Genomic DNA, 24,307 nt, shown 5'->3' with positions numbered 1-24,307 from the left:
TCCTGCTCGTCAGCGCCCATGCGGGCCGTTCGAGCATGACAAAGCAAGGCGCGTGCCATTCGGCAGCGCCTGTCATTGTCACAGATCTGACATGCAATCGTAACGCGCCTGTCGGTTCGCTACGGCAACGGCCCCCTCACACAAGATCCAAGATCAGGGGGAACGTCATGCTGTCCTACAGAACGGCTGCGCGCCGCGCAGCTTTAGCCGCTCTTTTGTCGGCCACTGCTTTTCCGGCGCTCGCCGCGGACATCACCGGCACCGTCGTCGACGCCACCGGCACCCGCGCGCTGGAAGGCGCGCAGGTCCGCATCGTCGAGCTCGGCCGCAGCGTCGAGGCGCAGGGCGACGGCAGCTTCCGCTTCTCCGACGTGCCCGCCGGCCGCTACACCGTGACCGCCACCTATTCGGGCGCCCAGCCGCTCTCTCGGACGGTCGACGCGCCCGCCGACGGCGTGGTCACCACCAGCCTCGCTCTCGCGGCGGTCGGCGGCGACGACAGCATCCTTGTCCTCGGCCAGCGCGCCAATCAGTCCAGCACCCTCTCCCGTCAACGCGCCGCCGATGGCGTCGAAAGCGTCCTCACCCGTGACGCGATCGGGCAGTTCCCCGATCAGAACGTCGCCGAATCCATCCGCCGCCTGCCCGGCATCAACGTCCTGAACGACCAGGGCGAGGGTCGCTTCATCGCGGTGCGCGGTCTCGATCCGTCGCTCAACGCCGCCTCGATCAACGGCGTCCGCATCCCCGCGCCGGAGGCGGACACCCGCTCGGTCGCGCTCGACGTCGTCTCCTCCGACCTGATCGAATCGATCGAGGTTAAGAAGTCGCTGACCCCGGACATGGACGCCGACACCATCGGCGCCTCGATCGAGATCAACACCACCAGCGCCTTCGATCGCAAGAAGGACCTGCTCGGCGTCTCGCTCGAAGGCTCGTACAACAACTACGCCGACGCCGTGACGCCGAAGGGCAGCGTCGATTTCTCGACCAAGATCACTGACAATTTCGGCATTGCGGGCGGTGCCAGCTACTACAAGCGCCGCTTCGAGACCGACAATATCGAGATCGACGACTATAACGACGAGGGCTTCGGCGAGTCCGTCGAGTACCGCGACTACGACGTGCGCCGCCTGCGCACCGGTGGCTCGCTCTCGCTTGACTGGCGCCCCGCCCCTTCGACCAAGCTCTACGCCAAGGGCATCTACAACCGTTTCTCCGACCAGGAGGACCGCCGCCGCCTCGTCTTCGATCTCGGGGACGCCAATTATCTCGGCAATGGCCGCTTCACGAACGTCCAGGACGCGCCTGACGAGGGCGAGGACGACGCCGAGGGCAACATCCGCGTCGAGCGCGACCTGAAGGACCGCTTCGAGGTGCAGAAGATCCAGTCCTACCAGATCGGCGGCGAGACCGTCTCTGGCCCCCTGACTCTGAAATACGCCGCCGCCTGGTCGCGCGCCGAGGAGATCGAGAAGGGATCGATCGACCCGATCGTATTCCGCCGCGATGCGGAGACGACCACCGCTGCCGATGGTACGGTGGACGGGGACGAGATGTTCGCCGACTTCAACTACGGCAATTACAAGCTGCCGACCTTCGCGGTCTCCGGCCCCGGTGCCGCCGGCTTCAACGATCCCTCCGAGTACGAGTTCGACAAGGTCGAGCGGACCACCCTCTCCAAGTCGACCGACCGCGAGTGGAACTTCCGCGCTGACGCGGCCTATGCCATCCCGCTCGATCAGGGCACCTTCACCATCCAGGCGGGCGGCAAGGCCCGCCTCCGCCAGAAGAACTACGATCTCACGCTGGACGTGTTCGACGGCTTCGACGGCGACTTCACCCTCGCCGACGTGCTCGGCAAGCAGACCTACCGCCTGATCGACATGGGCTCCGTCGTGAAGAAACGCGGCGAGCGCAACTTCATCAACAGCAACCTCAGCGGCTTCGAGCAGAACCCGGTCGACACCGCCGTCGGGTCGGCCGGCGCCGACTACAAGGTCGGCGAGGACATCTACGCCGGTTACCTGATGGGCCGCTACGAAGCGGGTCCGCTGCGCCTCATCGCCGGCGTCCGCGTCGAGCACACCAAGAACGACCTCAAGGGCAACTTCGTGACGCTCGCGGCCGAAGGCACCGAGGTGGACGGCGTCGAACTGGACGAGGACACCGTCTTCATCGAACCCGACCCGCTCCAAGCGCAGCTACACCACCTGGCTGCCGTCGGCCCTCATCCGCTACGAGGCGACCGACAATCTCGTCCTGCGTCTCGGCGGCTTCAAGAGCCTCGTCCGCCCCAGCATCGGCCAGCTCGCGCCGCGCGTACTTGCCGAACGTGACGGCGACGACAGCGAGGTCGAGATCGGCAATCCCAACCTGAAGCCCTACAAGGCGTGGAACCTGGATGCCGGCGCGGAATGGTACTTCGCCTCCGCCAGCGTGCTGCAAAGCGGGTTCTTCTACAAGAACATCAAGGACTACATCGTCGAGCAGAACCTCGAAGACTATTCCTATAACGGCTTCGCCTATGACGAGGCGCTCGTCCGCTTCAACAGCGGGGAAGACGCCACGATCAAGGGGTTCGAAATCGGCTATTCGCAGTCGTTCCGGATGCTGCCGGCTCCCTTCGACGGCCTGCTTGCAAACGTGAACTACACCTACACCGACGCCGACGGTAAGGTGCCCACCGAAGACAGCGGTATGCGCGACATCCCGCTCCTGAACTCGTCCAGGCACACGTTCAACGTGGCGCTCGGCTACGAAAAGGGGCCGGTCAGCCTGCGTGTCGCGGGCACCTTCCGCGACAAGTACCTCGACGAACTGGGCGACGATCCCGAACTCGACCGCTACGTGCGCAAGCACTTCCAGCTTGACGCCTCGGCCAAGCTCCGCGTCTACCAGGGTGTGCAGCTCTTCGCGGAATGGGTGAACATCAACAACGCGAAGTACGTCGCCTATCAGAACCACGCCGTCGGCCGCCGCCTTCTGCAGTTCGAGAAGTACAGCTACACCGCCAAGTTCGGCGTAAAGGCGAACTTCTGATGAAGGCCGCCCTTCCCCTCGCCGCGCTCCTCCCCGTCCTGGGGGGCTGCGCGACCACGCAGGCCCAGCCGCCCGTCGTCCTCAAACCCGCGCCGACCGTCCAAGCGAGGGTGGAGACCGACCCGGTCGAAACCGTGGATGACGCCGCCGACGATCCCGCGATCTGGCGCAACGCCGCCGATCCGGCGCAAAGCCTGGTTATCGGCACCGACAAGAAGGCCGGGCTCCACGTCTATGGCCTGGACGGCAAGCGGCGCGGCTTCACACCCTCCCCGCGCCTGAACAATGTCGACCTGCGCGACGGCGTCACGATCAACGGCGCGCCGGGCGTCCTCGTCGCCGCCAGCGACCGGGCCGACATCGCGAATGCCAGGATCGCGCTCTTCCGGCTCGACACCACCGCCGCCAAGGCCGTGCCGATCGGCGCGCTCCCGGTCGGCCCGGGTGAGGCCTACGGCATGTGCCTGTGGACGCGAAAGGCGGACAAGGCGCTGTTCGGCTTCGTCGTGATGAAGGACGGCCGCGTCGATCAGGTCCAGATCGACGCCTCCGGCCCTACGCCCACGGGCAAGCTCGTCCGCCAGGTCAAATTCGGCACGCAGTCCGAAGGCTGCGTGGTCGATGATCGCACCGGCATCCTCTACGTGGCGGAGGAAGACCTCGGTCTGTGGAAGGTCGGGGCCGACCCGTCGGCCCCGAACACGCCGACCACCATCGCCAGGGTGGACGGCGACAGGCTCTATGATGACGTCGAAGGCCTCGCGCTCGCGCCCGCGGGCGACAAGGGCGGCTATCTGGTCGCCTCCAGCCAGGGCGACAACGCCTATGTCCTCTACCGGTTGGAAGACGATGCGTATGTCGGCCGCTTCCGCATCGCCGATAATGCCGGCGTGGACGGCACCAGCGAGACGGACGGCCTCGAACTCGCCCTCGGCGATTTCGGTCCCGCCTTCCCGAATGGCCTTCTGGTGGTTCAGGACGGCGACAATTTTCCTTCCACCCAGAACTTCAAATACGCCAGCTGGGCGGATGTGATCGCCCTGTTCGGGCTGAAGTAACGGAGTACCCTCATGATCCGACCGATGATCGCGGCGGCGCTTGCCTCCGTCCTTGCCGCTCCGGCTCTCGCGGCCGCACCGCCCCGGCCGAAGCTGATCGTCGCGATCTCGGTCGACCAGTTCTCCGCCAACCTCTTTGCCCAGTTCCGGCAACGCTACACCGCCGGTCTCAAGCGGCTGGAGAGCGAAGGCGTCGTCTTCCCCAGCGGCTATCAGAGCCATGCCGCGACGGAGACCTGCCCCGGCCATTCCACCATCCTGACCGGAATGCACCCGTCCGCCACCGGCATCATCGCCAACAACTGGTTCGATCCGGTCGCGGCGAAGGAGGTCTATTGCAGCCTCGATCCCGCCGGCCCCGTCCCCGGCCGCCCCAAGGACCCGCGCGGCCCCGCCAACCTCAAGGTGCCGACTTTGGGCGAATGGCTGAAGCAGGCGGACGGCCGCTCGCGCGTCTACGCCGTGTCGGGCAAGGATCGCGGCGCGATCATGATGGCGGGCCACAACGCCGACGGCACCTTCTGGTGGGATGAGGCGAACGGCTTCACCACCTACGTCCCCGCCGGCACCACCGCCGAACAGCGGCTGGCCCCCGTCGCCGCCTTCAACAAGGCGCTGTTCGCCAAATGGGCGAAGGCGCCGCCCGCCTGGACCGTGCTCGACAAGAGCTGCGGCTGGACGGAAAGCCGCACCTACGGCCATCTGACGATCGATCATCGGGTGCCCCCCCCGGTCGGCGCACCCGCCCCGGCCAAGCCCTTCGACGTGAACGACAAGACCGCGCTCAAATGGCTGCGCGCGTCGCCGGTGTTCGACCAGATTACGATGGACCTCGCGATCAAGCTCCTCGACGATCAGAAGCTCGGCCGGGGCGAGGCGACCGACCTCCTCGCCATCAGCCTGTCGGCGACCGATTACGTCGGCCATCGCTACGGCAATCAGGGGCCGGAGATGTGCGATCATCAGGCGCATCTCGATCGCCTGATCGGCACCCTCCTCGATCGCCTCGCCGCGCTGAAGGTGCCCGTCGCCGTCGTCCTCACCGCCGACCACGGCGCGATCGACGCCGCCGAGCGTGTGGCTGAGCGTGGCATCCCCGCCCTCCGCTTCAGCCTCGGCACCGAGGGCCGCAAGATTGGCGAGACGCTGAAGGCCGAATTCGCCCTCGATCTCGCTCCGTTCTACGTCAACGACGAGCAGCTCTACTACAATCCCCGGCTCGATCCCGTCGTCCGCGACGAGATCGAGGCGCGCACCATCGCCCTGCTTCGCGCGCTGCCCGCCGTGCAGGACGTCTTCCGCAAGGCCGATATCCTCAAGGTTGAGGTCCCCGCCGGCAAGCCCGCCGACGAACTGACCCTGACGGAGCGCTTCGCCGAGAGCATCGATCCGGTCCGCAGCGGCGACCTGCTGGTCGTCACCAAGCCCTACGAGTCCTTCGGCGATCCCGACAGCGCGGGCGATTCCATCGCCGGCCACGGCTCGCCCTGGCAGTATGACCGCCGCGTGCCGATCCTCTTCTGGTGGCCGGGCGCGGAAGGCTTCGAACAGCCTCTTCCGATCGAAACCGTCGACATCGCCCCCACCCTTGCCGCGATCGCCGGCATCCCCGCTCCAAAGGTGGATGGCCGCTGCCTCGACCTCGACCGCTCGAAATCGGACATCTGCCCCGCGCGCTGATCCCCGTCGACCAACCCCCAAGCCGTTCGCCCTGAGCCTGTCGAAGCCTGTCCTGAGCGACTGCCGCAGGCAGGCAGTCGAAGGGGGCCGGGGCATACCGTCTCACTGGCGCTTCGACAGGCTCAGCGCGAACGGCGTTGAAGGTCCAGAAGACTGAAGGTTCAGCCCGCCCCACTCGCCCCTCGCGCATCATCCATAAACATTATCTTCTCTACCGCATGAGAAGAGATTTCTTGCCCACTCGCCTCTTTTCTCTACTGCGCAGCATGAGAAAAGGGGAGACCATCCATGAGGAACGCTAATACCGCGCCGCGTCTGGCGCTATCCGCCCTGCTCGCGGCCACTGCGATCACCGCCGTTCCGGCCCTTGCCGCCGAAGCGGCTGACGCTGCCGCCGACGCGCCCGGCGCCGCCGCCGCGAACGACATCGTCGTCACCGCCCGCCGTCGCCAGGAATCGGTTCAGGACGTGCCGATCGCCGTCGCCGTCGTCGGTGCCGCGCAGATCGAACAGACCGGCGCCTATAATCTGAACCGCCTGCAGCAGCTTCAGCCGACCGTGCAGTTCTACTCATCGAACCCGCGCAACACCTCGATCAACATCCGCGGCCTCGGCGCGCCGCTCGGCCTGACCAATGACGGCATCGAACAGGGCGTCGGCGTCTACATCGATCAGGTCTATTACAACCGTGTCGCCGCCACGACGCTCGACTTCGTCGATGTCGAGCAGGTCGAGGTGCTGCGCGGCCCGCAGGGCACGCTCTACGGCAAGAACACCACGGCGGGCGCGATCAACATCACCACCCGTGATCCCAGCTTCGACTACGAGGGCCGGGCCGAGGTCTCGATCGGCAATTACGGGTTCAAGCAGGGCAAGGCCTCGGTCTCCGGCGCGCTGGGCGATACCGTCGCCGCCCGCATCAGCCTCTCCACCACCGATCGCAACGGCACCATCGACAACGTCGCCACGCGTCAGCGGGTGAACAGCCAGGATAATCTGGGCATCCGCGGCACCATCCTGTGGAAGCCGAGCGAGACCTTCCGCCTCTATCTCTCCGGCGACTACAATGTGCAGGATCCGATCTGCTGCGCGCAGATCTACGCGCGCGTCGGCCGCACCCAGCGCTCGGCGAACCGCCAGTATAACGAACTGGTCGCGGCCTATAACCTCCTCCACCCCGACGCGCCGTATCAGGTGCCGAGCACCGATCCGTTCGACCGCAAGACCGACCTCGATGCCGAGCTGCGCGCCCGCAACGAGCATGGCGGCGCCTCGCTCCGCGCCGAATGGGATCTCGGCGCCGGCACGCTGACCTCGGTCACCGCCTATCGCTATTGGGACTGGCAGCCGGCGAACGACCGCGACTTCACCGGCCTTCAGGTCAATCCGAAGGTGAACAATCCGACCCAGCAGAAGCAGTACACCCAGGAACTGCGTTATGCATATGAGGGCAACAGCTTCGACTTCGTCATCGGCGCCTTTGGCTTCCACCAGAATATCCGCACCTCCGGCATCCAGACCTACGGCAAGGACGCCAGCTTCTGGCTGCTCAGCCGCACGGTCGCAGTCCCCGGCGGTCCGGTTCCCCTGTACCTCAACCCGGCGGTGCTTGACGGTCTGGCCGCCAACAACGACATCCGCCTGAAGAACACCAGCGCCGCCGTCTTCGGCAAGCTCACCTGGAAGATCACCGACGCCTTCAGCATCGCGCCCGGCATCCGCGTCAATTACGACAAGAAGCACGGCATCTACGACTCGGTCGTCACCGGCACCTCATCGACCGGCGTCACCGCCCCGATCACCTTCGCCAGCACCGATCCCTGGACGGTCGCGCAGCGCGGCGTGCAGGCACCTCAGTTCTTCGACGAGACGTTCAGCGACTGGAACGTCTCCTACGACATCACTGCGTCGTACAAGTTCAGCCCCGACGTCCTCGGCTACGCAACCTATGCGCGCAGCTTCAAGTCGGGCGGCCTCAACCTGAACGGCGTGCCGCTTGATGCGAAGGGTGTGCCGCAGGTCCAGGTCGCGCAGGTCGATCCGGAAAAGGTCGATCACTTCGAAGTCGGGCTGAAGACTCAGTTCTGGGATCGCAAGGCGACTTTCAACCTGACCGGGTTCTGGACCGAGGTCCGCGACTATCAGGCGCTGGTCAACAACGGCCAGACCTCGGTCCTGCGCGGCTATCTCGCAAATGCCGACAAGGTCCGCACCCGCGGTGTCGAGGCCGACTTCTCGGCCCGCCCGCATGAGCAGGTCAGCTTCTACGTCAACGGCGCCTATACCGACGCGACCTACCGCAAGTTCGAGAACGCCCCCTGCCCGCCGGAGTTCTCGGGCGGCACCGGCACCGTTCCTGGCGGCCCCGGTCAGGCGGGCGCGCTCAGCCCGGCGGTCTGCGACGTGTCGGACCAGTGGCTGCCCGGCATCTCGAAATGGGCGGTCTCCTACGGCGCGGAGTTCAACGTGCCGACCAGCCTGCTCTCCACCCAGGGCCAGTTCTACATCGGCTGGGACGGCAGCTACCGGTCCAAGTTCTCGTCGAACGCCTCACGCTCGATCTACACCGACGTGAACGGCTATTCGCTGAACAACCTGCGCATCGGCTATCGCAACGACGAAGGCCTCAACGTCTTCGGCTGGGTCCGCAACATCCTCGACAAGAATTATTTCGAACAGCTCGCGACCACCCCCGGCAACACCGGCCTGATCGCCGGCCAGATCGGCGACCCCCGCACCTACGGCGTCACCATCTCCGCAAAGTTCTAACCTGACATCCTCCCCATCGCAGATGGGGAGGGGGACCAGCGAAGCTGGTGGAGGGGCCGCTGGCGAAAGCCAGCGGTCTTTCTACTTCATCGAACAACGCCACCAGAACTATCCAACTTACCCGCGCAACCAACCCGCCCTATCCTCCCCTCATCACCCAAGCACAGGGAGGTTCACATGAGCACCATCACCACCGCCGACGGCACGAACATCTTCTACAAGGACTGGGGACCGAAGGACGCGCAGCCGGTCCTCTTCTCGCATGGCTGGCCGCTCTCGGCCGATGCCTGGGACGGGCAGATGCTCTTCATGCTGCAGAACGGTTTCCGCGTCGTCGCGCATGACCGCCGCGGCCACGGCCGCTCGGATCAGCCCGCCACGGGCAACGACATGGACACCTATGCCGACGATCTCGCGGCGGTGATGGACGCGCTCGACCTGAAGAACACCATCATGGTCGGCCACTCGACCGGCGGCGGCGAGGTCGCGCGCTATATCGGCCGCCACGGCACCGCCCGCGTCGCCAAGGCCGTGCTGATCGGCGCGGTCCCGCCGATCATGGCCTCCTCCGCCGAGTTCCCCGGCGGCCTCGACATCTCGGTCTTCGATGGCATCCGCAAGGGCGTGTTCGACAACCGCTCGCAATTCTACCTCGATCTTGCCGTCCCGTTCTACGGCATGAACCGCGACGGACAGGCGATCAACGAGGGCCTGCGCCAGGAGTTCTGGCGTGAAGGCATGGCCGGCGGCATCGTCGGCCAGTACGAATGCATCCACGAGTTCTCGGAAATCGACTACACTGCCGACCTGCGTAAGATCGACGTGCCGACCCTCGTCATCCACGGCGACGACGACCAGATCGTGCCCTTCGCCCATGCCGGCGAACTGACCGCCAAAATCGTCAAGGACGCCATTCTCAAGGTCTACGAAGGCGCCCCCCACGGCCTCGCCGCAACCCACCAGGACAAGCTCAACGCCGACCTGCTGGCGTTTGCGAAGGCCTGACCATCATCCTCCCTACGCGCAGCGTGGGAGGGGGACCATGCGAAGCATGGTGGAGGGGCGGTGCGCAGCACCGGCTGCGCCGGCCCCCTCCACCACCGCCTTCGGCGGCGGTCCCCCTCCCCGAGCAAGCTCAGGGAGGATCTACCTAACCCGCTCCAGCGTCACGGCGAACACCCGCGCCTTCGCCACATACCCCGCCGCAGACCGCCCGATCCCGGCGATCTGCTCCGGCGTCAGTTCCCGCACCGCCTTCGCAGGCGACCCGACGATCAGGCTCCCCTGCGGGAAGGTCTTACCCTCCGTCACCAGCGCGCCCGCGCCGACGAGGCAGTTCTCCGGGATGACCGCGTTGTTCAGCACCCGCGCACCCATGCCGATCAGAACATTGTCGCCGACCGTACAGCCATGCAGGATCGCATGATGCCCGATCGTCACGTCGGCCCCGATCGTCAGCGGCGCGTCGGGATCGGAATGGAGCATCGCCCCTTCCTGCACATTGCTGCGCGCGCCGATTGCGATGGTGGTGTTGTCCGCCCGGATCACCGCGCCGAACCAGACGCTGCTTTCCGCGCCGAGTACCGCATCGCCGATCACATCGGCGGAAGGCGCCACCCAGACGCCCTCGCTTAGCTTCGGCGCATCGGTGCCGAGGCGGTAGAGCGGCATCAGGCCGCCCGCAGGCGCCGCGCCTTGTCCAGCTTCTTCAGGATCATCTCGCGCTTCAGCCGCGACAGGTGGTCGATGAACAATACGCCTTCGAGATGATCCATCTCATGCTGCAAGCAGGTCGCCAGCATCCCGTCGATCAGCTGGTCATGCGCCTTGCCCTTCTCGTCCAGCCACTTCGCGCGGATATGCTTCGGCCGCTCGACATCGGCGAACTGGTCGGGGACCGAAAGGCACCCTTCCTGATAGACGTTCAGCTCTTCCGACCCGTCCGAGATCTCCGGGTTGATGAAGACGCGGGGATTGCGGACCGGCTCGCCGCCCTCCTCCTCCGGCTCCTGCAGGTCGATCACCAGGATGCGCTTCGGCACGCCGACCTGGATCGCGGCAAGGCCGATGCCCGGCGCATCGTACATTGTGTCGAACATGTCGGCGATCAGCGCCCGCACCTCGTCATCGACGGTGTCGACAGGCGTGGACTTCACGCGCAACCGGGGATCCGGCGCCTCAAGGATCGGACGAATGGCCATAGTTTTCAGCTAGGTGGACGGAGCCGTAACGTCAAGATTGTGCGGTGGAGTACATCTCCCCGGCCGCTCGGGCTGAGCCTGCCGAAGCCCCAGCGCCGGCCCTTCGGCAAGCTCAGCGCGAACGGCCGAGGATACTACCCAACCGGCCTTCTCGCCCGCAAAGCCTGCGCCAAAGTCCCCTCGTCCAGATAATCCAGCTCACCCCCAACCGGCAAACCATGCGCCAGCTGCGTCAACCGGATCGGGAACTTCTCCAGCCGGTCCGCCACATAATGCGCCGTCGTCTGTCCCTCCAGCGTGGCGTTCATCGCCAGCACCACCTCGTCGATCCCGCCACCGGCGATCCGCCCGACCAGCGCGTCGATCGACAGATCCTCCGGCCGTACCCCCTCCAGCGCCGCCAGCCGCCCGCCCAGCACATGAAACCGCCCGGGGAAAAGCCGCGACCGCTCCAACGCCCAGAGGTCCGCCACCTCCTCCACCACGCACAGCGCGCGCGCGTCGCGGCGCGGGTCCGAACAGATCGCGCAAGGATCGGTCGTGTCGACATTGCCGCAGGTCGAACACGTCGCCAGCCGCTCGCTCACCGCCTCCATCGCGCGGAGCAGCGGCACCAGCGCCGTCTCCCGCTTCTTGACGAGGTGCAGGACCGCCCGCCGCGCCGATCGCGGCCCCAGCCCCGGCAACCGCGCCAAAGCCTGCGTCAACGTCTCGATCTCATGGGAAGCCATAGAGGAGAACAGATAGGGGGTTGCCTGGGGTGATGCCAGCGTCGCAAGGCGTCCAGGGTCTGAACTTACCTGAAACGAGGAACGGGATTGACCATGAAGAGCCGCCGACAAGGAGCGCAGCGCAGTCGCGTAGCTCATGCTACGCGCAAGCAAGCGACGCCGTTCGGCGGTTCTTCATGGTCAACCGCGAAGCGGCGGGCGAAGCCCGTCACGACCACGTTTTAGGTGAGTTCAGACCCGTCATGCGGATCGCCTTCATGGGAACCCCCGACTTCGCCGTGCCGACGCTGGAGGCGCTCGTCGCCGCCGGTCACGACATCGCGGCGGTCTACTGCCAGCCCCCCCGTCCCGCCGGACGCGGCAAGGCTCCCCGCCCTTCCCCCATCCAGCAGCGCGCCGACGCGCTCGGCCTCGAAGTCCGCCACCCCATCTCGCTGAAGGGTGCGGAGGAACAGGCCGCCTTCGCCGCACTCGACCTCGATGTCGCGGTGGTCGCCGCCTATGGCCTGATCCTGCCCCAGCCGATCCTCGACGCACCACGCCACGGCTGCCTCAACGTCCACGGCTCGCTCCTCCCCCGCTGGCGGGGCGCGGCCCCCGTCCAACGCGCCATCCTCGCGGGAGATCAGGAGACCGGTGTCTGCATCATGCAGATGGAACGCGGCCTCGACACCGGCCCCGTGCGCCGCACCGTGACGACACCGATCGACGGCAAGAACGCGGGTGAACTCACCGCCGAACTGGCCCGGCTCGGTGCGGAGGCGATGGTCGCCACCCTCGCCGACCTCCCCGCGCATTCCCCCGTCCCCCAGCCGGAGGAGGGCGTCACCTACGCGGCCAAGATCGACAAGGCCGAGGCGCATCTCGACTTCGCCCGCACCGCTGAAGAGATCGAGCGCGCCGCCCGCGCCTATGATCCTGCCCCCGGCGCATGGTTCTGCCTCGGCGGTGAACGTATCAAGCTCCTCTCCGCCGAGATCGTGGACGCGACCGGCGAGCCCGGCACCGTCCTCGACACGCAACTCACCATCGCCTGCGGAGAAGGCGCGATACGCCCGCTCGCCGTCCAGCGCGCCGGAAAGAGCCGCATGGCCGCCGCCGAACTCCTGCGCGGCTTGCCCGTAGCCGCCGGCACCCGCCTCACGTGACCCGCTTCCGCCTGACCGTCGAATATGAAGGCCGCCCCTTCATGGGTTGGCAGCGTCAGGCCCACGGTCCCAGCGTGCAGCAGGCGATCGAGGAAGCGGCGCAGGCGATCACCGGTGAACAGGTCACCGCCCATGCCGCCGGCCGCACCGACGCCGGCGTCCACGCCCGCGCCATGTCCGCCCATGTCGACATCGCCCGCGCCATCACCCCCTTCCGGCTGATGGAGGCCCTGAACGCGAGGCTCCGCCCGCACCCCGTCGCGATCCTCGACTGCGCGGTGGTCCCGGACGACTGGCACGCCCGCTTCAGCTGCACCGGCCGCGCCTACATCTACCGCATCATCAACCGCCGCGCGCCGCTCGCGCTGGAAAACGGCCTCGCCTGGCGCGTGCCCGCCGCTCTGGATGCCGAGGCCATGCACCGCGCCGCGCAAGCCCTGACCGGCCTCCACGACTTCACAACCTTCCGCTCCGCCCATTGCCAGTCGGCCAGCCCGGTCAAATCCCTCGACCGCCTCGACGTGATCCGCAGCGGTGAGGTCGTAGAGATCCACGCTGCCGCCCGCTCCTTCCTCCACCATCAGGTGCGTTCGATGGTCGGCTGCCTGGCATTGGTGGGTCGTGGACGATGGAGCGAACAGGACCTGATCGACGCGCTCGAAGCCAAAGACCGCGCCCGCTTGGGCCTCAACGCCCCACCCGACGGCCTGTATTTCGTGGAGGCGACCTACCCCTAACACCCTCCCCATCTGCGATGGGGAGGGGGACCGCCGAAGGCGCTGGAGGGGCCGCCGCGAAGACGGCGGACTGCGCCCGCCGGCCCCTCCACCACTCGGCTTTCGCCGAGCGGTCCCCCTCCCCGAGCAAGCTCAGGGAGGATGTCAGCCGCGCACCAACATCTCTCCCGCCGCCGGATGGCTCAAGAACCCCTCCGGACTCGCGCTCCGCCCATAAGCCCCCGTCATGAACAGCGCGATCACATCCCCCGCTTCCGCGCGCGGCAACTCCACGCGATCCCCCAGCCGGTCGAGCGGCGTGCACAATGGCCCCACCACGCTCACGACCTCCTCCGCCGCAGCCCCGAACCACCCGGCCACCGCGATCGGGTAGTTCCGCCGCACCACCGTCCCGAAATTCCCGCTCGCCGCCAGCACATGGTTCAACCCGCCGTCGACCACCAGGAAGGTCTCGCCCCGGCTCTCCTTCCGGTCGATCACCCGCGTCAGGTAAACCCCCGCCTCCGCCACCAGCCAGCGCCCCAGCTCGATGGCGAATGCGGTGCCCTTCAACACCTCCACCCGCGCGGCCAGCACATCCCCCAGGGCCGCGCCGACCGCCTCGACATCCAGCGGCTTGTCCCCGGCAAAGTAAGGCACCCCGAACCCGCCCCCCAGATTGACGCGCGGCGGTGCCACGCACGCCTCCTCCGACAACCGGCCCGCCAGTTCCACCGTCTGCCGCTGCGTCTCGGCCACCGCCCCGGCATCCAGCGCCTGAGACCCGGCGAAGATGTGCAGCCCGCGATAGTCCACGCCCGCGTCAACCAGCCGCCGGATCAGCGGTGCCGCAACCTCCGCATCCACCCCGAACTGCTTCGCCCCGCCGCCCATGCGCAGGCCGGAGCCCTTGAGGTCGAAGTCGGGATTGATCCGCACCGCCGCGCACGGCGTCACCCCGATCCGGGCGCCGATCGCCAGCAGCCGGGTCGCCTCGCCCTCGGACTCGACGTTCACCGTCACCCGGTGCCGCACCGCCGCCTCAAGCTCGGCATCGCGCTTGCCCGGCCCCGCGAAGGAGATCGCCTCCGTATCCATCCCCGCCTCCGCCGCCAGGATCATCTCCCCGCGCGAGGCGACGTCGAACCCGTCCACCAGATCGCCGAGCATCGCCAGGAGCGGCCGATACGGGTTCGCCTTCACCGCATAATGGATGCCCAGCCCCTCCGGCATCGTCGCGCGCAGCCGCGCCACCCGCGCCCGCACCACCCCGCCGTCATAGACGAACAAAGGCGTCTCGGCCCCGTCGAGGATCTCGCGGACACTCTGTCCGCCGATTACAAGCTGGCCCTCGCTGGCGGAGAAATCGGGCGGGATTGGACCGGTCGGCTTCATGCCTCCGCCTCGCGCTTCAGGGCCGCGCGATCAAGCTTTCCGTTCGGCGTGCGCGGCATCTCCTCGCGCCACAGCACCTCGCGCGGCTGCATGAACCCCGGGAGCTCGGCCTTGAGATAAGCCCGCAACCCAGCATCATCGCCACCCCCCCGCACCACCAGCCGGATCGCCTGCCCCAGCGCGGCATCCGCCACACCCAGCGCCACCGCCTCGGCCACCATCCCGCTCGCCAGCGCCGCCTCCTCCACCTCGGTCGGGCTGACGCGGTTGCCGCTGGTCTTGATCATCTCGTCGTCGCGCCCGACGAAGCGGAGCAGCCCGTCAGCCCCCCGCGTCGCCGTGTCGCCGGACCACACAGCCATGCCCCCCATCTTTGAAAACGCCGGAGCAGGCCGGAACCGCGCCGCCGTCCGCTCCGCATCGCGCCAATATCCCTTGGCGACCAGCGGCCCGGCATGGACCAGCTCGCCCGCCTCCGCCTCCACCCCATCCTTCACCACCATCACCTCGGCAAAGGGGATCGCAGCACCGATCGCATCGGGATGTGCGTCGATGAGCTCGGGATCGAGATAGGTCGACCGGAACGCCTCGGTCAGCCCGTACATCGAGAACAGTCGGGCCTCCGGAAACATCGCCCGCATCCGCCGAACCAGCGGCACCGGCAGCCGTCCGCCAGAATTGGTCAGCCGCCGGAGCGAAGCCAACGCATCCACCGGCCACGCCGCCTCGACAAGCTGCAACCACAAGGGCGGCACACCGGCCAGCGTGGTGATGCCGTGCCGCGCCACCGCCTTCACCACGTCCTTCGCCAGCAGATAGTCGAGCGGCACCGCCGCCCCGCCCGCATACCAGCTGCTGAACAGCTGGTTCTGCCCGTAATCGAACGCGAAAGGCAGCACGCACAAAGTCCGGTCGTCCGCCGCCAGCCCCAGATAGGACGCCACCGACACCGCCCCGAGCCAGAGATTGGCGTGGCTCAGCATCACCCCCTTCGGCCGCCCCGTCGAGCCGGAGGTGTAGAGGATCGCCGCCAGATCATCCGGATCGGCCCCGGACGGCGGCAACCCCGCGCCATCAAGCGGCACCACGCCCTCCTCGACAACGCGACAACCCGCCGGCACATCCCCGGCCTGCAACGTCGCCGCCCTCGGCCCTTGCGTCACCAGCATCGCCGCGCCGCTGTCCGTCAGGATATGCGCCACCTGCCCCCGCTTCAGCAGCGGGTTGACCGGCACATGGATCAGCCCCGCCCGCGCCGCCGCCAGCGGCAGGATGCAGGCGAGCGCTGTCTTCGGCAGCCAGCTCGCTACCCGCTCCCCCGGCCGCAGCCCCTGCTCCCGCAGCCACAGGGCGGCCGCCCCCACCGCCGCCTCCAACGCCGCGAAATCGAACACGCGCGCCTTGGTCACCAGCGCCGCCGCCGCCGGATCGCCCCGCCGCGTCAGATGATCGATCGGAAACGGCGTGGAATCAGGCGCGATCATGCTGCACGCGCGAAGGATTGGAAAACCGCCCTCACTTCGCTACGCCCCCGCCTATAAAAAACAGGGAGTCGCGGAGTGATGGCATTGTCCGATGCAGCGGAGGTGGAGCAGACCGTACGCACGGTGCTGGCCGACAGCCTGGGCCTCGCCCCCGATCGCGTCGCCGCATTCGACGCGAACACCGGCCTCTTCGGTGCCCTGCCGGAGCTGGATTCGATGGCCGTCGCCACCCTCCTCACCGAAATGGAGGACCGCCTCGGCATCGTCATCGACGATGACGAGGTCGATGGCGAGATGCTGGAGACCTTCGGCGCGCTGCTGGAATTCGTGAAGGCCAAGGCGCTCGGCTGACCTCCGGGGCAGGCCGGCACTTACGCCGCCTCGCTGGCCTGCTCCGCCTCGAACTCCGCCTCCGCCAGGAAGCGTTCGGCATCCAGCGCCGCCATGCAGCCGGTGCCCGCCGCCGTGACCGCCTGCCGGTAGGTCTTGTCCGCCACGTCGCCGCATCCGAACACGCCGGGCACATTGGTCCGCGTGCCGCCCTTCTCGACGATGAGATAGCCGTCCTCGTCCAGCGCCAGGTGGCCCCGGAACAGCTCGGTCGCCGGCGCATGGCCGATCGCGACGAAGCCGCCGTCGATATCCAGCCGGCTCTTCTCGCCCGTCACCGTGTTCTTCAGATCGAGCGCGACCAGCCCCTCCGGCTCGCCGCCGCCGACGAAATGCTCGACCGCCGTGTTCCACAGCACCTTGATGTTCGGGTGCTTGAACAGCCGCTCCTGCAGGATCTTCTCCGCGCGCAGGCTGTCGCGCCGGTGGATCAGCGTCACGTCGGGCGAATGGTTGGTCAGGTACAGCGCCTCCTCGACCGCGGTATTGCCGCCGCCGATCACCGCCACCTTCTTGCCGCGATAGAAGAACCCGTCGCATGTCGCGCAGGCGGACACGCCCTTGCCGCGCAGATGCGTCTCGCTCGGCAGGCCTAGCCATTTCGCCTGCGCCCCCGTCGCGATGACGAGGGTCTCGCCCTCATATACGTCGCCGCCATCGCCGATCAGGCGGAACGGCCGCTGCGACAGGTCGACCGAGGTGATCTGGTCCCAGATCATCCGCGTGCCGACATGCTCGGCCTGCGCCTGCATTTCCTCCATCAGCCAGGGGCCCTGGATCACGTCGCGGAACCCCGGATAGTTCTCCACATCGGTGGTGGTGGTCAGCTGCCCGCCCGGCTGGATGCCCTGCACCACGATCGGCTCCATCCCCGCCCGCGCGCCATAGATCGCGGCGGAAAGCCCGGCCGGGCCGGATCCGAGGATGAGCATGCGGGTCTTGTGGGTGGTCATGGCACTCGCTTCTTGGCGGTTGAGTCGGTTGCCGCAGATATGGTGGCCAACCGGAACAATGGCCAGTCCGCGCTGTCGCGGGCCGCGATTGCACGATCCCCCGGCCCCATGCATGTTGTCCGCGAACGAGGGGGAGTTCACCGCATGTTGCCGCTGCTTCTGATGGTCCAGGCCGTCGCACCCGCTCCTGCCGAGCCGGAAAGCGCGCAGATCCTGTTCGATCGCGCCAGCGCCGCCGCCGGTGAGAAGCGCTATGCCGACGCGCTCGCCATCCTCGACGGCCTGCAGGTCCGCCTCACCAAGTCGAACAAGACGTCCGGACTGGCAATCGTTCAGGGGCGTAGAGGTTACGTTCTGTCCGCGATGGGCGACGACGCGGGTGCACGGACGGCACTCCTCGCCGCGCTTGCCGTGCCCGATCTGCCCCGCGGCGAACGGCACGATGCGGCCTTGACGCTCCACGGAGTCGAAGAGCGCGCCGTCGACTATCCCGCCGCTCGCGCAGCCGCGCAGATTGCCCTCCACACTGCGGAATCGGACGCCGCACGGTTGATCGCACTGGGCGCTCTCGCGCGTGACACATTGTTCGATGGTGACGGAAAGGCCGTATCCTACGCTGCTGATGCAGTCGTGCTGGCCGAAAAGGCCCAGCCGCCCCTCGGTAAGGACGCTCTCTCCAGCTACTACGCACTGAAAGGCCGCGCACAGCTCAACGCCGGTGACGTCGAGGGTGCGCAGGCCACGTTCGCGAAGGCGTTGTCCCTGCAGGGCGGCCTGACGCTCAAGACCAGCTTTCAGGAAGCCATGACGCGCGGCGATGCCGCCATCACCGCCCTGCTCGCCAAGCGTACCTCATATGCGCGCCAGCTTCTCGCCTACACCGGGGCGGGCCGCATCGAGCAGGCGTCGTTCACCAACCCCCTGGAACGCAGCTTGGCGGAATGCGGCGGAGAGGCAGGGCTTCTGCCCACCGACATGGCGATCATACAGTTTGGCATCAGGGAAGACGGCACCGTTTCCTACGTCCAGCCGATCTACGCCTCACGTGCGGGGCCGATCGCCGCCGCCTTCGCCAAGGCCGTGCGGAGCTGGAGCTGGCGGCCGGAGGAACTCGCCAAGATCCCCGCCTTCTACCGCGCCGGCACCCGTCTCCAGCTCCGCTGCACGCGGGAGATGCAGACTCCGTCGATCATGTCCCTGCTGGCCGATCGCACGCTCGAATGGCTGAACACGCAGAACGTGGCACCCCTCAGCTCTACGGTGGCGAGTGCCAATGTGAACAGCGCGCGCGGGCTGGAGATCATTCGCGCCGATCTGGCCGCACGTAAGACATCGCAAAATCCGCTTGATCCGATCCCCGTCGAAATGGCGCTTCTCAACAGCCATTTGATTCCGGAAGAGGAGGGCGACCGGATGAGCGCCGACATTCGTGAACGGTTGCGCACGGCATCCGCCCCTTTGTCGGCGCGCGCCTACCCCGAGATCGAGTCTCTTCTCTCAAGCTACGACGATATCGGGAGGAAGGGCTTTGCCGAGGCTCTGCAGCGCTACCTTACCGACCCGATGGTCGCGGCAGACCCGGTGGTCTCTGCCGCCGCACGACTTCTCGCGGCCGACCGCCGCACCCTCTCCGCTCCTGCCCGCCGCGCCATGATCGAAGCCGTGGCTAAGGACGATCGCCTGGCCGATCGCGACCCTCTCCGCGTCGGCGCATGGATCCGTCTCGCCAATCTGCAGGCGCAGGAACGGGACTTCGCCGCCGCGGAGCAGAGCTTCAGGAAGACCGGCCTGGAAGCCGAACAATGCGCGCTAGTAGATGCGCGTCCGGTTATGAAAAGCTCCGGTGCAAGTTCAGCCGACTTCCCCATGGAAGCCATGCGCTGGGGCTTCGAAGGCTTCACCCGCATCGAATACGACATCACCGCAGATGGCCGCACCGCCAACCAGCGGGTCGTCGTCGCTTACCCGCCTATAGTTTTCGAAGCCGCCAGCCTGGGTGTCGTCCGTGACACACGGTACGAACAACGCTTCCGCCCCGAAGGGGCAATCGGTTGCTCGGGCAATGCTCATACGATCAACTTCAGGATCGACGCCTCCCTGAAATGATGGCTCTGTCCTACACGCCGTCTTGCTGTCATTGACGGCCGAGCTTCGGACGGAAGGCCGCGTCGTTGAAACATAATTCCACGTTCCCCGCATCTTCTGCATCTCTCGCGGTGACCGCATGACACGCATCGCGCTCATCGGCGCGCGCGGTCGCATGGGTCAGGCGATCGCCTTGGCGCTTGACGGCAGCCCCGACTGCATCCTCGGGCCGCTCTTCGATGCGGGCGACGATCTCAGCGGCCTTTCATCTGCGAACGCCGACGTCGTCGTGGATTTCTCCAATCCGGCCGCTCTGCCCGCCGTGATCGACGCCGCGGTTCGCGCCGGCCTCCCGCTCGTCATCGGCACCACCGGCCTCGAACCCGATCACCATGCCGCGATCGACCGCGCCGCTGCCACGATCCCGGTCCTGCAGACCGGCAACACCTCGCTCGGCGTCACCCTCCTCGCCCATCTCGTGCAGGAGGCGGCCGCCCGCCTCGGCACCGACTGGGACATCGAGATCGTCGAGATGCACCACCGTCACAAGGTTGACGCCCCCTCCGGCACCGCCCTCCTCCTCGGCCAGGTGGCGGCGGCAGGGCGTGGCGTCGATCTCGCCACCGTCGCCGATCGCGGGCGCGACGGCGTGACCGGCGCGCGGCGGGAGGGCGCCATCGGCTTCGCCTCGCTGCGCGGCGGCTCCGTTGCCGGCGACCACAACGTCATCTTCGCGGCCGAGGGCGAGCGCATCGAACTCGGCCATCGCGCCGAAAGCCGCGCCATCTTCGCGCGCGGCGCGGTGAAGGCGGCGCGCTGGCTGATCGGCCGCGCGCCGGGGCGCTATGCCATGCCGGACGTGCTCGGCATCAGCTAAGTCGAGCCGCAACTTAACCCTTCGCCAGCCGCAACTTTCGCAACTTAAGCTGGATTTTCCTTTATTATCAACGATGATCAAAGATGAAGAAGACCGATGTCGAAGCGTTCTACGCCCGTCTCGCCGCTGCCGACCCAGCGCCCGAGACCGAGCTGGAATGGGTCAATCCCTACACCCTCCTGGTCGCCGTCGCCCTCTCGGCGCAGGCGACCGATGTCGGCGTCAACAAGGCCACCCGCCTCCTTTTCCAACAGGTGACGACGCCGCAGGCCATGCTCGATCTCGGCGAGGAAGGGCTGAAGCGCCACATCCGCACCATCGGCCTGTTCAACACCAAGGCCCGCAACGTCATCGCCGCCGCCCGCATCCTCGTGGATCAACATGGCGGAGAGGTCCCGCGCGACCGCGCCGCGCTGGAGGCGCTGCCCGGCGTCGGCCGCAAGACCGCCAACGTCGTCATGAACGTCGCCTTCGGCGCGGAGACGATCGCCGTCGACACCCACATCTTTCGCGTCTCGAACCGGACCAGGCTCGCCCCCGGCAAGACCCCGCTGGCGGTCGAACTGGGGCTGGAGAAGGTCACCCCGAAGCGTTACCGCGCCCATGCCCATCACTGGCTGATCCTGCACGGCCGCTACATCTGCAAGGCGCGCCGCCCGGAATGCTGGCGCTGCCCGGTGGACGACCTCTGCCCCTACACCCCGAAGACCCCCGCCCCCATTTCAGCCCAGCCTATTTCATCCTAGCCGCGCCCCCCGCCCTTTGCTAAGCGCCCTGCAACGCACCCGTAGCTCAGCTGGATAGAGCGCTGCCCTCCGAAGGCTGCTGTCAACGGGTTATGGTCGGAAAGAGATGAATGAAAGTAGTTGATTTACAAGGGCTTGCAAAGGACATCGATGGAGCTTCCAACTCATAGAGTTTCCGCGTAAGCACCGCGTAAGCAACAGGCACCCATAGCTCAGCTGGATAGAGCGCTACCCTCCGAAGGTAGAGGCCTCAGGTTCGAATCCTGATGGGTGCGCCAGCTACCGCCGTAAGCCGCCGTGTCCAGCCCGTCTGCCGCCCCGACTACGTCAGGGTAGCAGGTCCGGCGCCCCTTGTCGGTGACGGAGTTCGAATCACGCCTCGCGGCCCAGTGCGAACGAGCGAGGCCACCGGGCCAGCGATGCCTTGAGCGAGCCGGCGCATATAATCGATGGCAGCGCGTTACCGACGAAAGGAAAAGAGCGCGGTTGGCAGCGAAGCGGGGGCGCCCGGCTTATACCAGTTCGTATCCTGGATGTGCGAGGCAGTGACGTAGATCGTCCCGTCCGGCCCTTCCGACAGCGTATCGGGCCAGCGCAATCTCTTGTCGGTCACCACCGGCTCCAGCGCATCGCCCGTCCAATATTTTACCGAATTGTCGGTTGGCGAGGTGACATAGAGTGTGTCGTCGCTGCCCATCCAGAGTCCGTCCGCGACATTGGTCGTGCCGACGGTCTTCACTGCCGCTTCGACGTCGGAGGTCGGAGTGCCCTTGCTGAGTTTCGACGTTTCGATCGAATAGAGCGTTCGGCCGGTAAGTGCCTGCCAGTAAAGCGTGCCGCCATCGTTGGAAATCGCGAGGCTGTCCGACGAGAAGGTCGGCTGGCGGCCGTCGGGCCGACGCAGCGGCTTGCCGTCAATCTCGACGATCACGTCCTTCTCGACCTGCGTCGACTTATGGCCGTCGAGCGCGCGGAAGGCGTCACCGGTGTCAAGGTCAACGACGATGATCGCGCCGCGCGTGCCGGAATCGGTGATGTAGCCGGTCTTGCCGTCAGCGCTGAAGCGGATGTCATTGAGATAGGTGCCCTGCAGCGCCACCGTCTCGTCGAACAGGATCGTCTTGGTGACTTGATCGGTGGCGAGATCGACCCGGACCAGCTTGGGGCCGCCGGGAAGAATTTTTTCATTGCCGCGCGCGGCGGGGTCGAGCACCCACAAGGCGCCCCGACCATCTGCCACGATCGACTGCACGCAGACGAAATATTCGCCGACCGGCATCTCGTTCGCCTTGGCGTTGCGCCACGAATTCCATTTTTCGTCCGGATAGGCCTTGAGCTTTCCGCTCGGCAGCAGCTCGGCGACCGAGATCGGGGCGTCGTCAGTCCAGCGCGGGAAACAGACGAAGATCCGGCCGTCCGCGGTGACGCTTACGCCGGTCACCTGGTGGTCGAAATCGGCCACCTTAGTGAGCTTCGAATCCGTGCCCGCGAACTTGAACGCGAGCGCGGCTCCGGCAGCCGCGGTGCTGGCGACGGCTGCTCCAATCAGCGCCTTTTGCTTCGTGCCCACGGACTGTCCCTTCAGGTCGTCGAGAATCGATTCGATAACGCCAACAAGTCGGGCGAGCAGCAAGTTCGTGACTATTTCTTCGATTAGTTTGAATGGCACCGTAACGACAGGGAACGTTTCGTCAGGCGACCAGTTCACCTACCATTAACCAAAAAGGAGACCCGACATGCGCGCGCTCTGCTGGCACGGAAAAGGCGATGTTCGGGTGGACACCGTCCCCGATCCCGAGATCAAGCATCCGCGCGACGTCATCATCAAGATCACCGCCTGCGCGATCTGCGGCTCCGACCTCCATTTGCTCGACGGCTATCAGCCGACCATGGAAGCCGGCGACATCCTGGGCCACGAGAACATGGGCGAAGTGGTCGAGGTCGGCTCCGAGATCACAAACCTGCAGAAGGGCGACCGCGTCGTCGTTCCGTTCACCATCAGCTGCGGTTCGTGTTGGTTCTGCAAGCAGGGTCTGTTTTCCTGCTGCGACACCACCAACCCCAATGCCGAGATGGCGATCAAGGCGATGGGCCATTCGCCTGCCGGCCTGTTTGGCTTCAGTCACATGATGGGCGGCTATTGCGGCGGCCAGGCCGAATATCTGCGCGTGCCGATGGCCGATGTCGGCCCGATCAAGATTCCGGACAACATCACCGACGAGCAAGCCTTGTTCCTGTCCGACATCTTCCCGACCGGTTACATGGCGGCCGAGAACGCCCAGATAAAGCCGGGCGACACCGTTGCGATCTGGGGCTGCGGCCCGGTTGGCCAGTTCGCGATCCGCTCGGCGCTGATGATGGGCGCCGGCCGTGTGATCGCTATCGACGAAGTGCCCGAACGGCTCGCCATGGCCGAGGCCGGCGGGGCCGAGACGATCAACTTCGCCGACGTCGATGTGTATGACGAGCTGATGTCCCGCACTGACAATCGCGGGCCCGACAGCGCGATCGACTGCGTCGGCTGCGAAGCTTCGGGGCACGGATCCGCCGACGCCGTACTCGACAAGGCCAAGGCGGCCGTCCGCCTCGCTACCGATCGCGTCCATGTCCTGCGCGAAGCGATCATGAGCGTGCGCAAGGCGGGGACCATCTCAATCCCGGGCGTCTACGTCGGCATGGGCGACAAAATCTCGATCGGCGCCGCGATGAACAAGGGGCTGACCTTCAAGATGGGGCAGACCCATGTCCAGGCCTATACCAAGCCTTTGCTCGACAGGATCGTCGCCGGCGATATCGACCCGAGCTTCGTCGTCACCCACCCCGCCAGCCTCGAAGACGCGCCCGAACTGTACAAGCAGTTCCGCGACAAAGAGAACGGCGTGATCAAGGTGGTTCTGCGGCCCGGAGACGCCGCAGGCTCGATGTGATCCGGATCGACCTCGACGATGGAACCCACATCCGCCATGCCGGAGCAGCTGGTTAGGCCGATCTAAGGGCTCTCGGAGACGAGTCAGCGTTAAGGTACGCCTCGA

Annotated in this window: 19 protein-coding genes, 1 tRNA gene and 1 pseudogene; 14 read left to right on the top strand and 7 right to left on the bottom strand. The window is 66.6% G+C overall.

Going from position 1 to position 24,307, the window contains the following annotated elements:
- Positions 1-35: 35 nt before the first annotated feature.
- The 6 genes and pseudogenes from ACM608_RS06610 to ACM608_RS06585 all read left to right on the top strand — a co-directional run.
- A pseudogene (locus tag ACM608_RS06610) lies at positions 36-803 on the top strand (carboxypeptidase regulatory-like domain-containing protein); the annotation flags it as partial.
- A gap of 1,414 nt (positions 804-2,217) precedes the next feature.
- Positions 2,218-3,042, top strand: coding sequence for a TonB-dependent receptor domain-containing protein (locus ACM608_RS06605; protein ID WP_419685114.1), 825 nt, complete (start codon positions 2,218-2,220; stop codon positions 3,040-3,042).
- Complete coding sequence (locus ACM608_RS06600; RefSeq protein ID WP_419682457.1) at positions 3,042-4,100, top strand: phytase; 1,059 nt, start codon at positions 3,042-3,044, stop codon at positions 4,098-4,100. The genes ACM608_RS06605 and ACM608_RS06600 overlap by 1 nt, the downstream gene beginning before the upstream one ends.
- A 12-nt stretch (positions 4,101-4,112) precedes the next feature.
- On the top strand, positions 4,113-5,780 hold the full coding sequence (locus ACM608_RS06595; RefSeq protein ID WP_419682456.1) for an alkaline phosphatase family protein: 1,668 nt from the start codon (positions 4,113-4,115) through the stop codon (positions 5,778-5,780).
- Positions 5,781-6,068: 288 nt separating this feature from the next.
- Positions 6,069-8,549 carry a TonB-dependent receptor gene (locus tag ACM608_RS06590; protein WP_419682455.1) on the top strand — a complete coding sequence of 827 codons (2,481 nt, stop codon included), beginning with the start codon at positions 6,069-6,071 and terminating at the stop codon, positions 8,547-8,549.
- Positions 8,550-8,726: 177 nt separating this feature from the next.
- Positions 8,727-9,554, top strand: a complete 828-nt coding sequence (locus ACM608_RS06585) for an alpha/beta fold hydrolase (protein WP_419682454.1) — start codon at positions 8,727-8,729, stop codon at positions 9,552-9,554.
- 141 nt (positions 9,555-9,695) lie between these two features.
- Here the strand turns inward: ACM608_RS06585 and ACM608_RS06580 are convergent, their stop codons facing one another.
- The 3 genes from ACM608_RS06580 to recR form a co-directional block, all read right to left on the bottom strand.
- A complete protein-coding gene (locus ACM608_RS06580) occupies positions 9,696-10,220 on the bottom strand; it encodes a gamma carbonic anhydrase family protein (RefSeq protein ID WP_419682453.1) in 525 nt (174 codons plus the stop codon).
- The gene (gene def / locus ACM608_RS06575) at positions 10,220-10,750 is read right to left on the bottom strand and encodes a peptide deformylase (protein ID WP_419682452.1); all 531 of its coding nucleotides are present in this window, start codon (positions 10,748-10,750) and stop codon (positions 10,220-10,222) included. The genes ACM608_RS06580 and def overlap by 1 nt, the downstream gene beginning before the upstream one ends.
- Positions 10,751-10,884: 134 nt before the next feature.
- On the bottom strand, positions 10,885-11,481 hold the full coding sequence (gene recR / locus ACM608_RS06570; protein ID WP_419682451.1) for a recombination mediator RecR: 597 nt from the start codon (positions 11,479-11,481) through the stop codon (positions 10,885-10,887).
- Between the two features lie 242 nt (positions 11,482-11,723).
- On the opposite strand from recR, the gene fmt reads away from it, so the two are divergent.
- Positions 11,724-12,629, top strand: a complete 906-nt coding sequence (gene fmt, locus ACM608_RS06565; RefSeq protein ID WP_419682450.1) for a methionyl-tRNA formyltransferase — start codon at positions 11,724-11,726, stop codon at positions 12,627-12,629.
- The gene (gene truA / locus ACM608_RS06560; RefSeq protein ID WP_419682449.1) at positions 12,626-13,366 is read left to right on the top strand and encodes a tRNA pseudouridine(38-40) synthase TruA; all 741 of its coding nucleotides are present in this window, start codon (positions 12,626-12,628) and stop codon (positions 13,364-13,366) included. Before fmt ends, truA begins: the two co-directional genes overlap by 4 nt.
- 144 nt (positions 13,367-13,510) lie before the next feature.
- Here the strand turns inward: truA and ACM608_RS06555 are convergent, their stop codons facing one another.
- A complete protein-coding gene (locus ACM608_RS06555; protein WP_419682448.1) occupies positions 13,511-14,740 on the bottom strand; it encodes a pyridoxal-dependent decarboxylase, exosortase A system-associated in 1,230 nt (409 codons plus the stop codon).
- Positions 14,737-16,224: an AMP-binding protein gene (locus ACM608_RS06550; protein ID WP_419682447.1), complete on the bottom strand. Its 1,488-nt coding sequence runs from the start codon at positions 16,222-16,224 to the stop codon at positions 14,737-14,739. Before ACM608_RS06550 ends, ACM608_RS06555 begins: the two co-directional genes overlap by 4 nt.
- A 78-nt stretch (positions 16,225-16,302) precedes the next feature.
- Here ACM608_RS06550 and ACM608_RS06545 point away from each other — a divergent pair, with 78 nt between their 5' ends.
- Positions 16,303-16,575, top strand: coding sequence for an acyl carrier protein (locus ACM608_RS06545; RefSeq protein ID WP_419682446.1), 273 nt, complete (start codon positions 16,303-16,305; stop codon positions 16,573-16,575).
- Positions 16,576-16,595: 20 nt separating this feature from the next.
- Here ACM608_RS06545 and trxB read toward each other — a convergent pair whose 3' ends face one another.
- Entirely contained in the window at positions 16,596-17,567 is a 972-nt protein-coding gene (gene trxB, locus ACM608_RS06540) for a thioredoxin-disulfide reductase (protein ID WP_419682445.1), read from the bottom strand.
- A 144-nt stretch (positions 17,568-17,711) separates the two neighbouring features.
- Between trxB and ACM608_RS06535 the strand changes: the two genes are divergently transcribed.
- From ACM608_RS06535 to ACM608_RS06520, 4 genes are all read left to right on the top strand, one after another.
- Positions 17,712-19,673, top strand: coding sequence for an energy transducer TonB (locus tag ACM608_RS06535; RefSeq protein WP_419682444.1), 1,962 nt, complete (start codon positions 17,712-17,714; stop codon positions 19,671-19,673).
- Positions 19,674-19,791: 118 nt separating this feature from the next.
- On the top strand, positions 19,792-20,529 hold the full coding sequence (gene dapB, locus ACM608_RS06530; protein WP_419682443.1) for a 4-hydroxy-tetrahydrodipicolinate reductase: 738 nt from the start codon (positions 19,792-19,794) through the stop codon (positions 20,527-20,529).
- Between the two features lie 83 nt (positions 20,530-20,612).
- A complete protein-coding gene (gene nth, locus ACM608_RS06525) occupies positions 20,613-21,275 on the top strand; it encodes an endonuclease III (RefSeq protein WP_419682442.1) in 663 nt (220 codons plus the stop codon).
- Positions 21,276-21,476: 201 nt separating this feature from the next.
- Positions 21,477-21,553 (top strand) — tRNA-Arg (locus ACM608_RS06520).
- 182 nt (positions 21,554-21,735) lie between these two features.
- On the opposite strand, the gene ACM608_RS06515 is transcribed toward ACM608_RS06520, so the two are convergent.
- A complete protein-coding gene (locus ACM608_RS06515; protein ID WP_419682441.1) occupies positions 21,736-22,845 on the bottom strand; it encodes an L-dopachrome tautomerase-related protein in 1,110 nt (369 codons plus the stop codon).
- Positions 22,846-23,011: 166 nt separating this feature from the next.
- Here ACM608_RS06515 and ACM608_RS06510 point away from each other — a divergent pair, with 166 nt between their 5' ends.
- Positions 23,012-24,202, top strand: coding sequence for a zinc-dependent alcohol dehydrogenase (locus ACM608_RS06510; RefSeq protein WP_419682440.1), 1,191 nt, complete (start codon positions 23,012-23,014; stop codon positions 24,200-24,202).
- Positions 24,203-24,307: the final 105 nt, after the last annotated feature.

It is taken from the genome of Sphingomonas sp. ID0503 (assembly GCF_048565625.1).
In the GTDB taxonomy this organism is placed as follows: Bacteria; Pseudomonadota; Alphaproteobacteria; order Sphingomonadales; family Sphingomonadaceae; genus JBLZUR01.
This window is presented reverse-complemented; position numbering and strand designations above follow the sequence as displayed.

Excerpts from the sequence above, each read along its gene's own strand:
- fmt (WP_419682450.1), top strand. The coding sequence starts at position 11,724 with ATGCGGATCGCCTTCATGGGAACCCCCGACTTCGCCGTGCCGACGCTG.
- ACM608_RS06545 (WP_419682446.1), top strand. The coding sequence starts at position 16,303 with ATGGCATTGTCCGATGCAGCGGAGGTGGAGCAGACCGTACGCACGGTG.
- ACM608_RS06550 (WP_419682447.1), bottom strand. The coding sequence starts at position 16,224 with ATGATCGCGCCTGATTCCACGCCGTTTCCGATCGATCATCTGACGCGG.
- ACM608_RS06510 (WP_419682440.1), top strand. The coding sequence starts at position 23,012 with ATGCGCGCGCTCTGCTGGCACGGAAAAGGCGATGTTCGGGTGGACACC.
- nth (WP_419682442.1), top strand. The coding sequence starts at position 20,613 with ATGAAGAAGACCGATGTCGAAGCGTTCTACGCCCGTCTCGCCGCTGCC.
- ACM608_RS06580 (WP_419682453.1), bottom strand. The coding sequence starts at position 10,220 with ATGCCGCTCTACCGCCTCGGCACCGATGCGCCGAAGCTAAGCGAGGGC.
- ACM608_RS06535 (WP_419682444.1), top strand. The coding sequence starts at position 17,712 with ATGTTGCCGCTGCTTCTGATGGTCCAGGCCGTCGCACCCGCTCCTGCC.
- ACM608_RS06600 (WP_419682457.1), top strand. The coding sequence starts at position 3,042 with ATGAAGGCCGCCCTTCCCCTCGCCGCGCTCCTCCCCGTCCTGGGGGGC.
- trxB (WP_419682445.1), bottom strand. The coding sequence starts at position 17,567 with ATGACCACCCACAAGACCCGCATGCTCATCCTCGGATCCGGCCCGGCC.
- ACM608_RS06585 (WP_419682454.1), top strand. The coding sequence starts at position 8,727 with ATGAGCACCATCACCACCGCCGACGGCACGAACATCTTCTACAAGGAC.
- ACM608_RS06555 (WP_419682448.1), bottom strand. The coding sequence starts at position 14,740 with ATGAAGCCGACCGGTCCAATCCCGCCCGATTTCTCCGCCAGCGAGGGC.
- def (WP_419682452.1), bottom strand. The coding sequence starts at position 10,750 with ATGGCCATTCGTCCGATCCTTGAGGCGCCGGATCCCCGGTTGCGCGTG.
- dapB (WP_419682443.1), top strand. The coding sequence starts at position 19,792 with ATGACACGCATCGCGCTCATCGGCGCGCGCGGTCGCATGGGTCAGGCG.
- ACM608_RS06590 (WP_419682455.1), top strand. The coding sequence starts at position 6,069 with ATGAGGAACGCTAATACCGCGCCGCGTCTGGCGCTATCCGCCCTGCTC.
- ACM608_RS06595 (WP_419682456.1), top strand. The coding sequence starts at position 4,113 with ATGATCCGACCGATGATCGCGGCGGCGCTTGCCTCCGTCCTTGCCGCT.
- recR (WP_419682451.1), bottom strand. The coding sequence starts at position 11,481 with ATGGCTTCCCATGAGATCGAGACGTTGACGCAGGCTTTGGCGCGGTTG.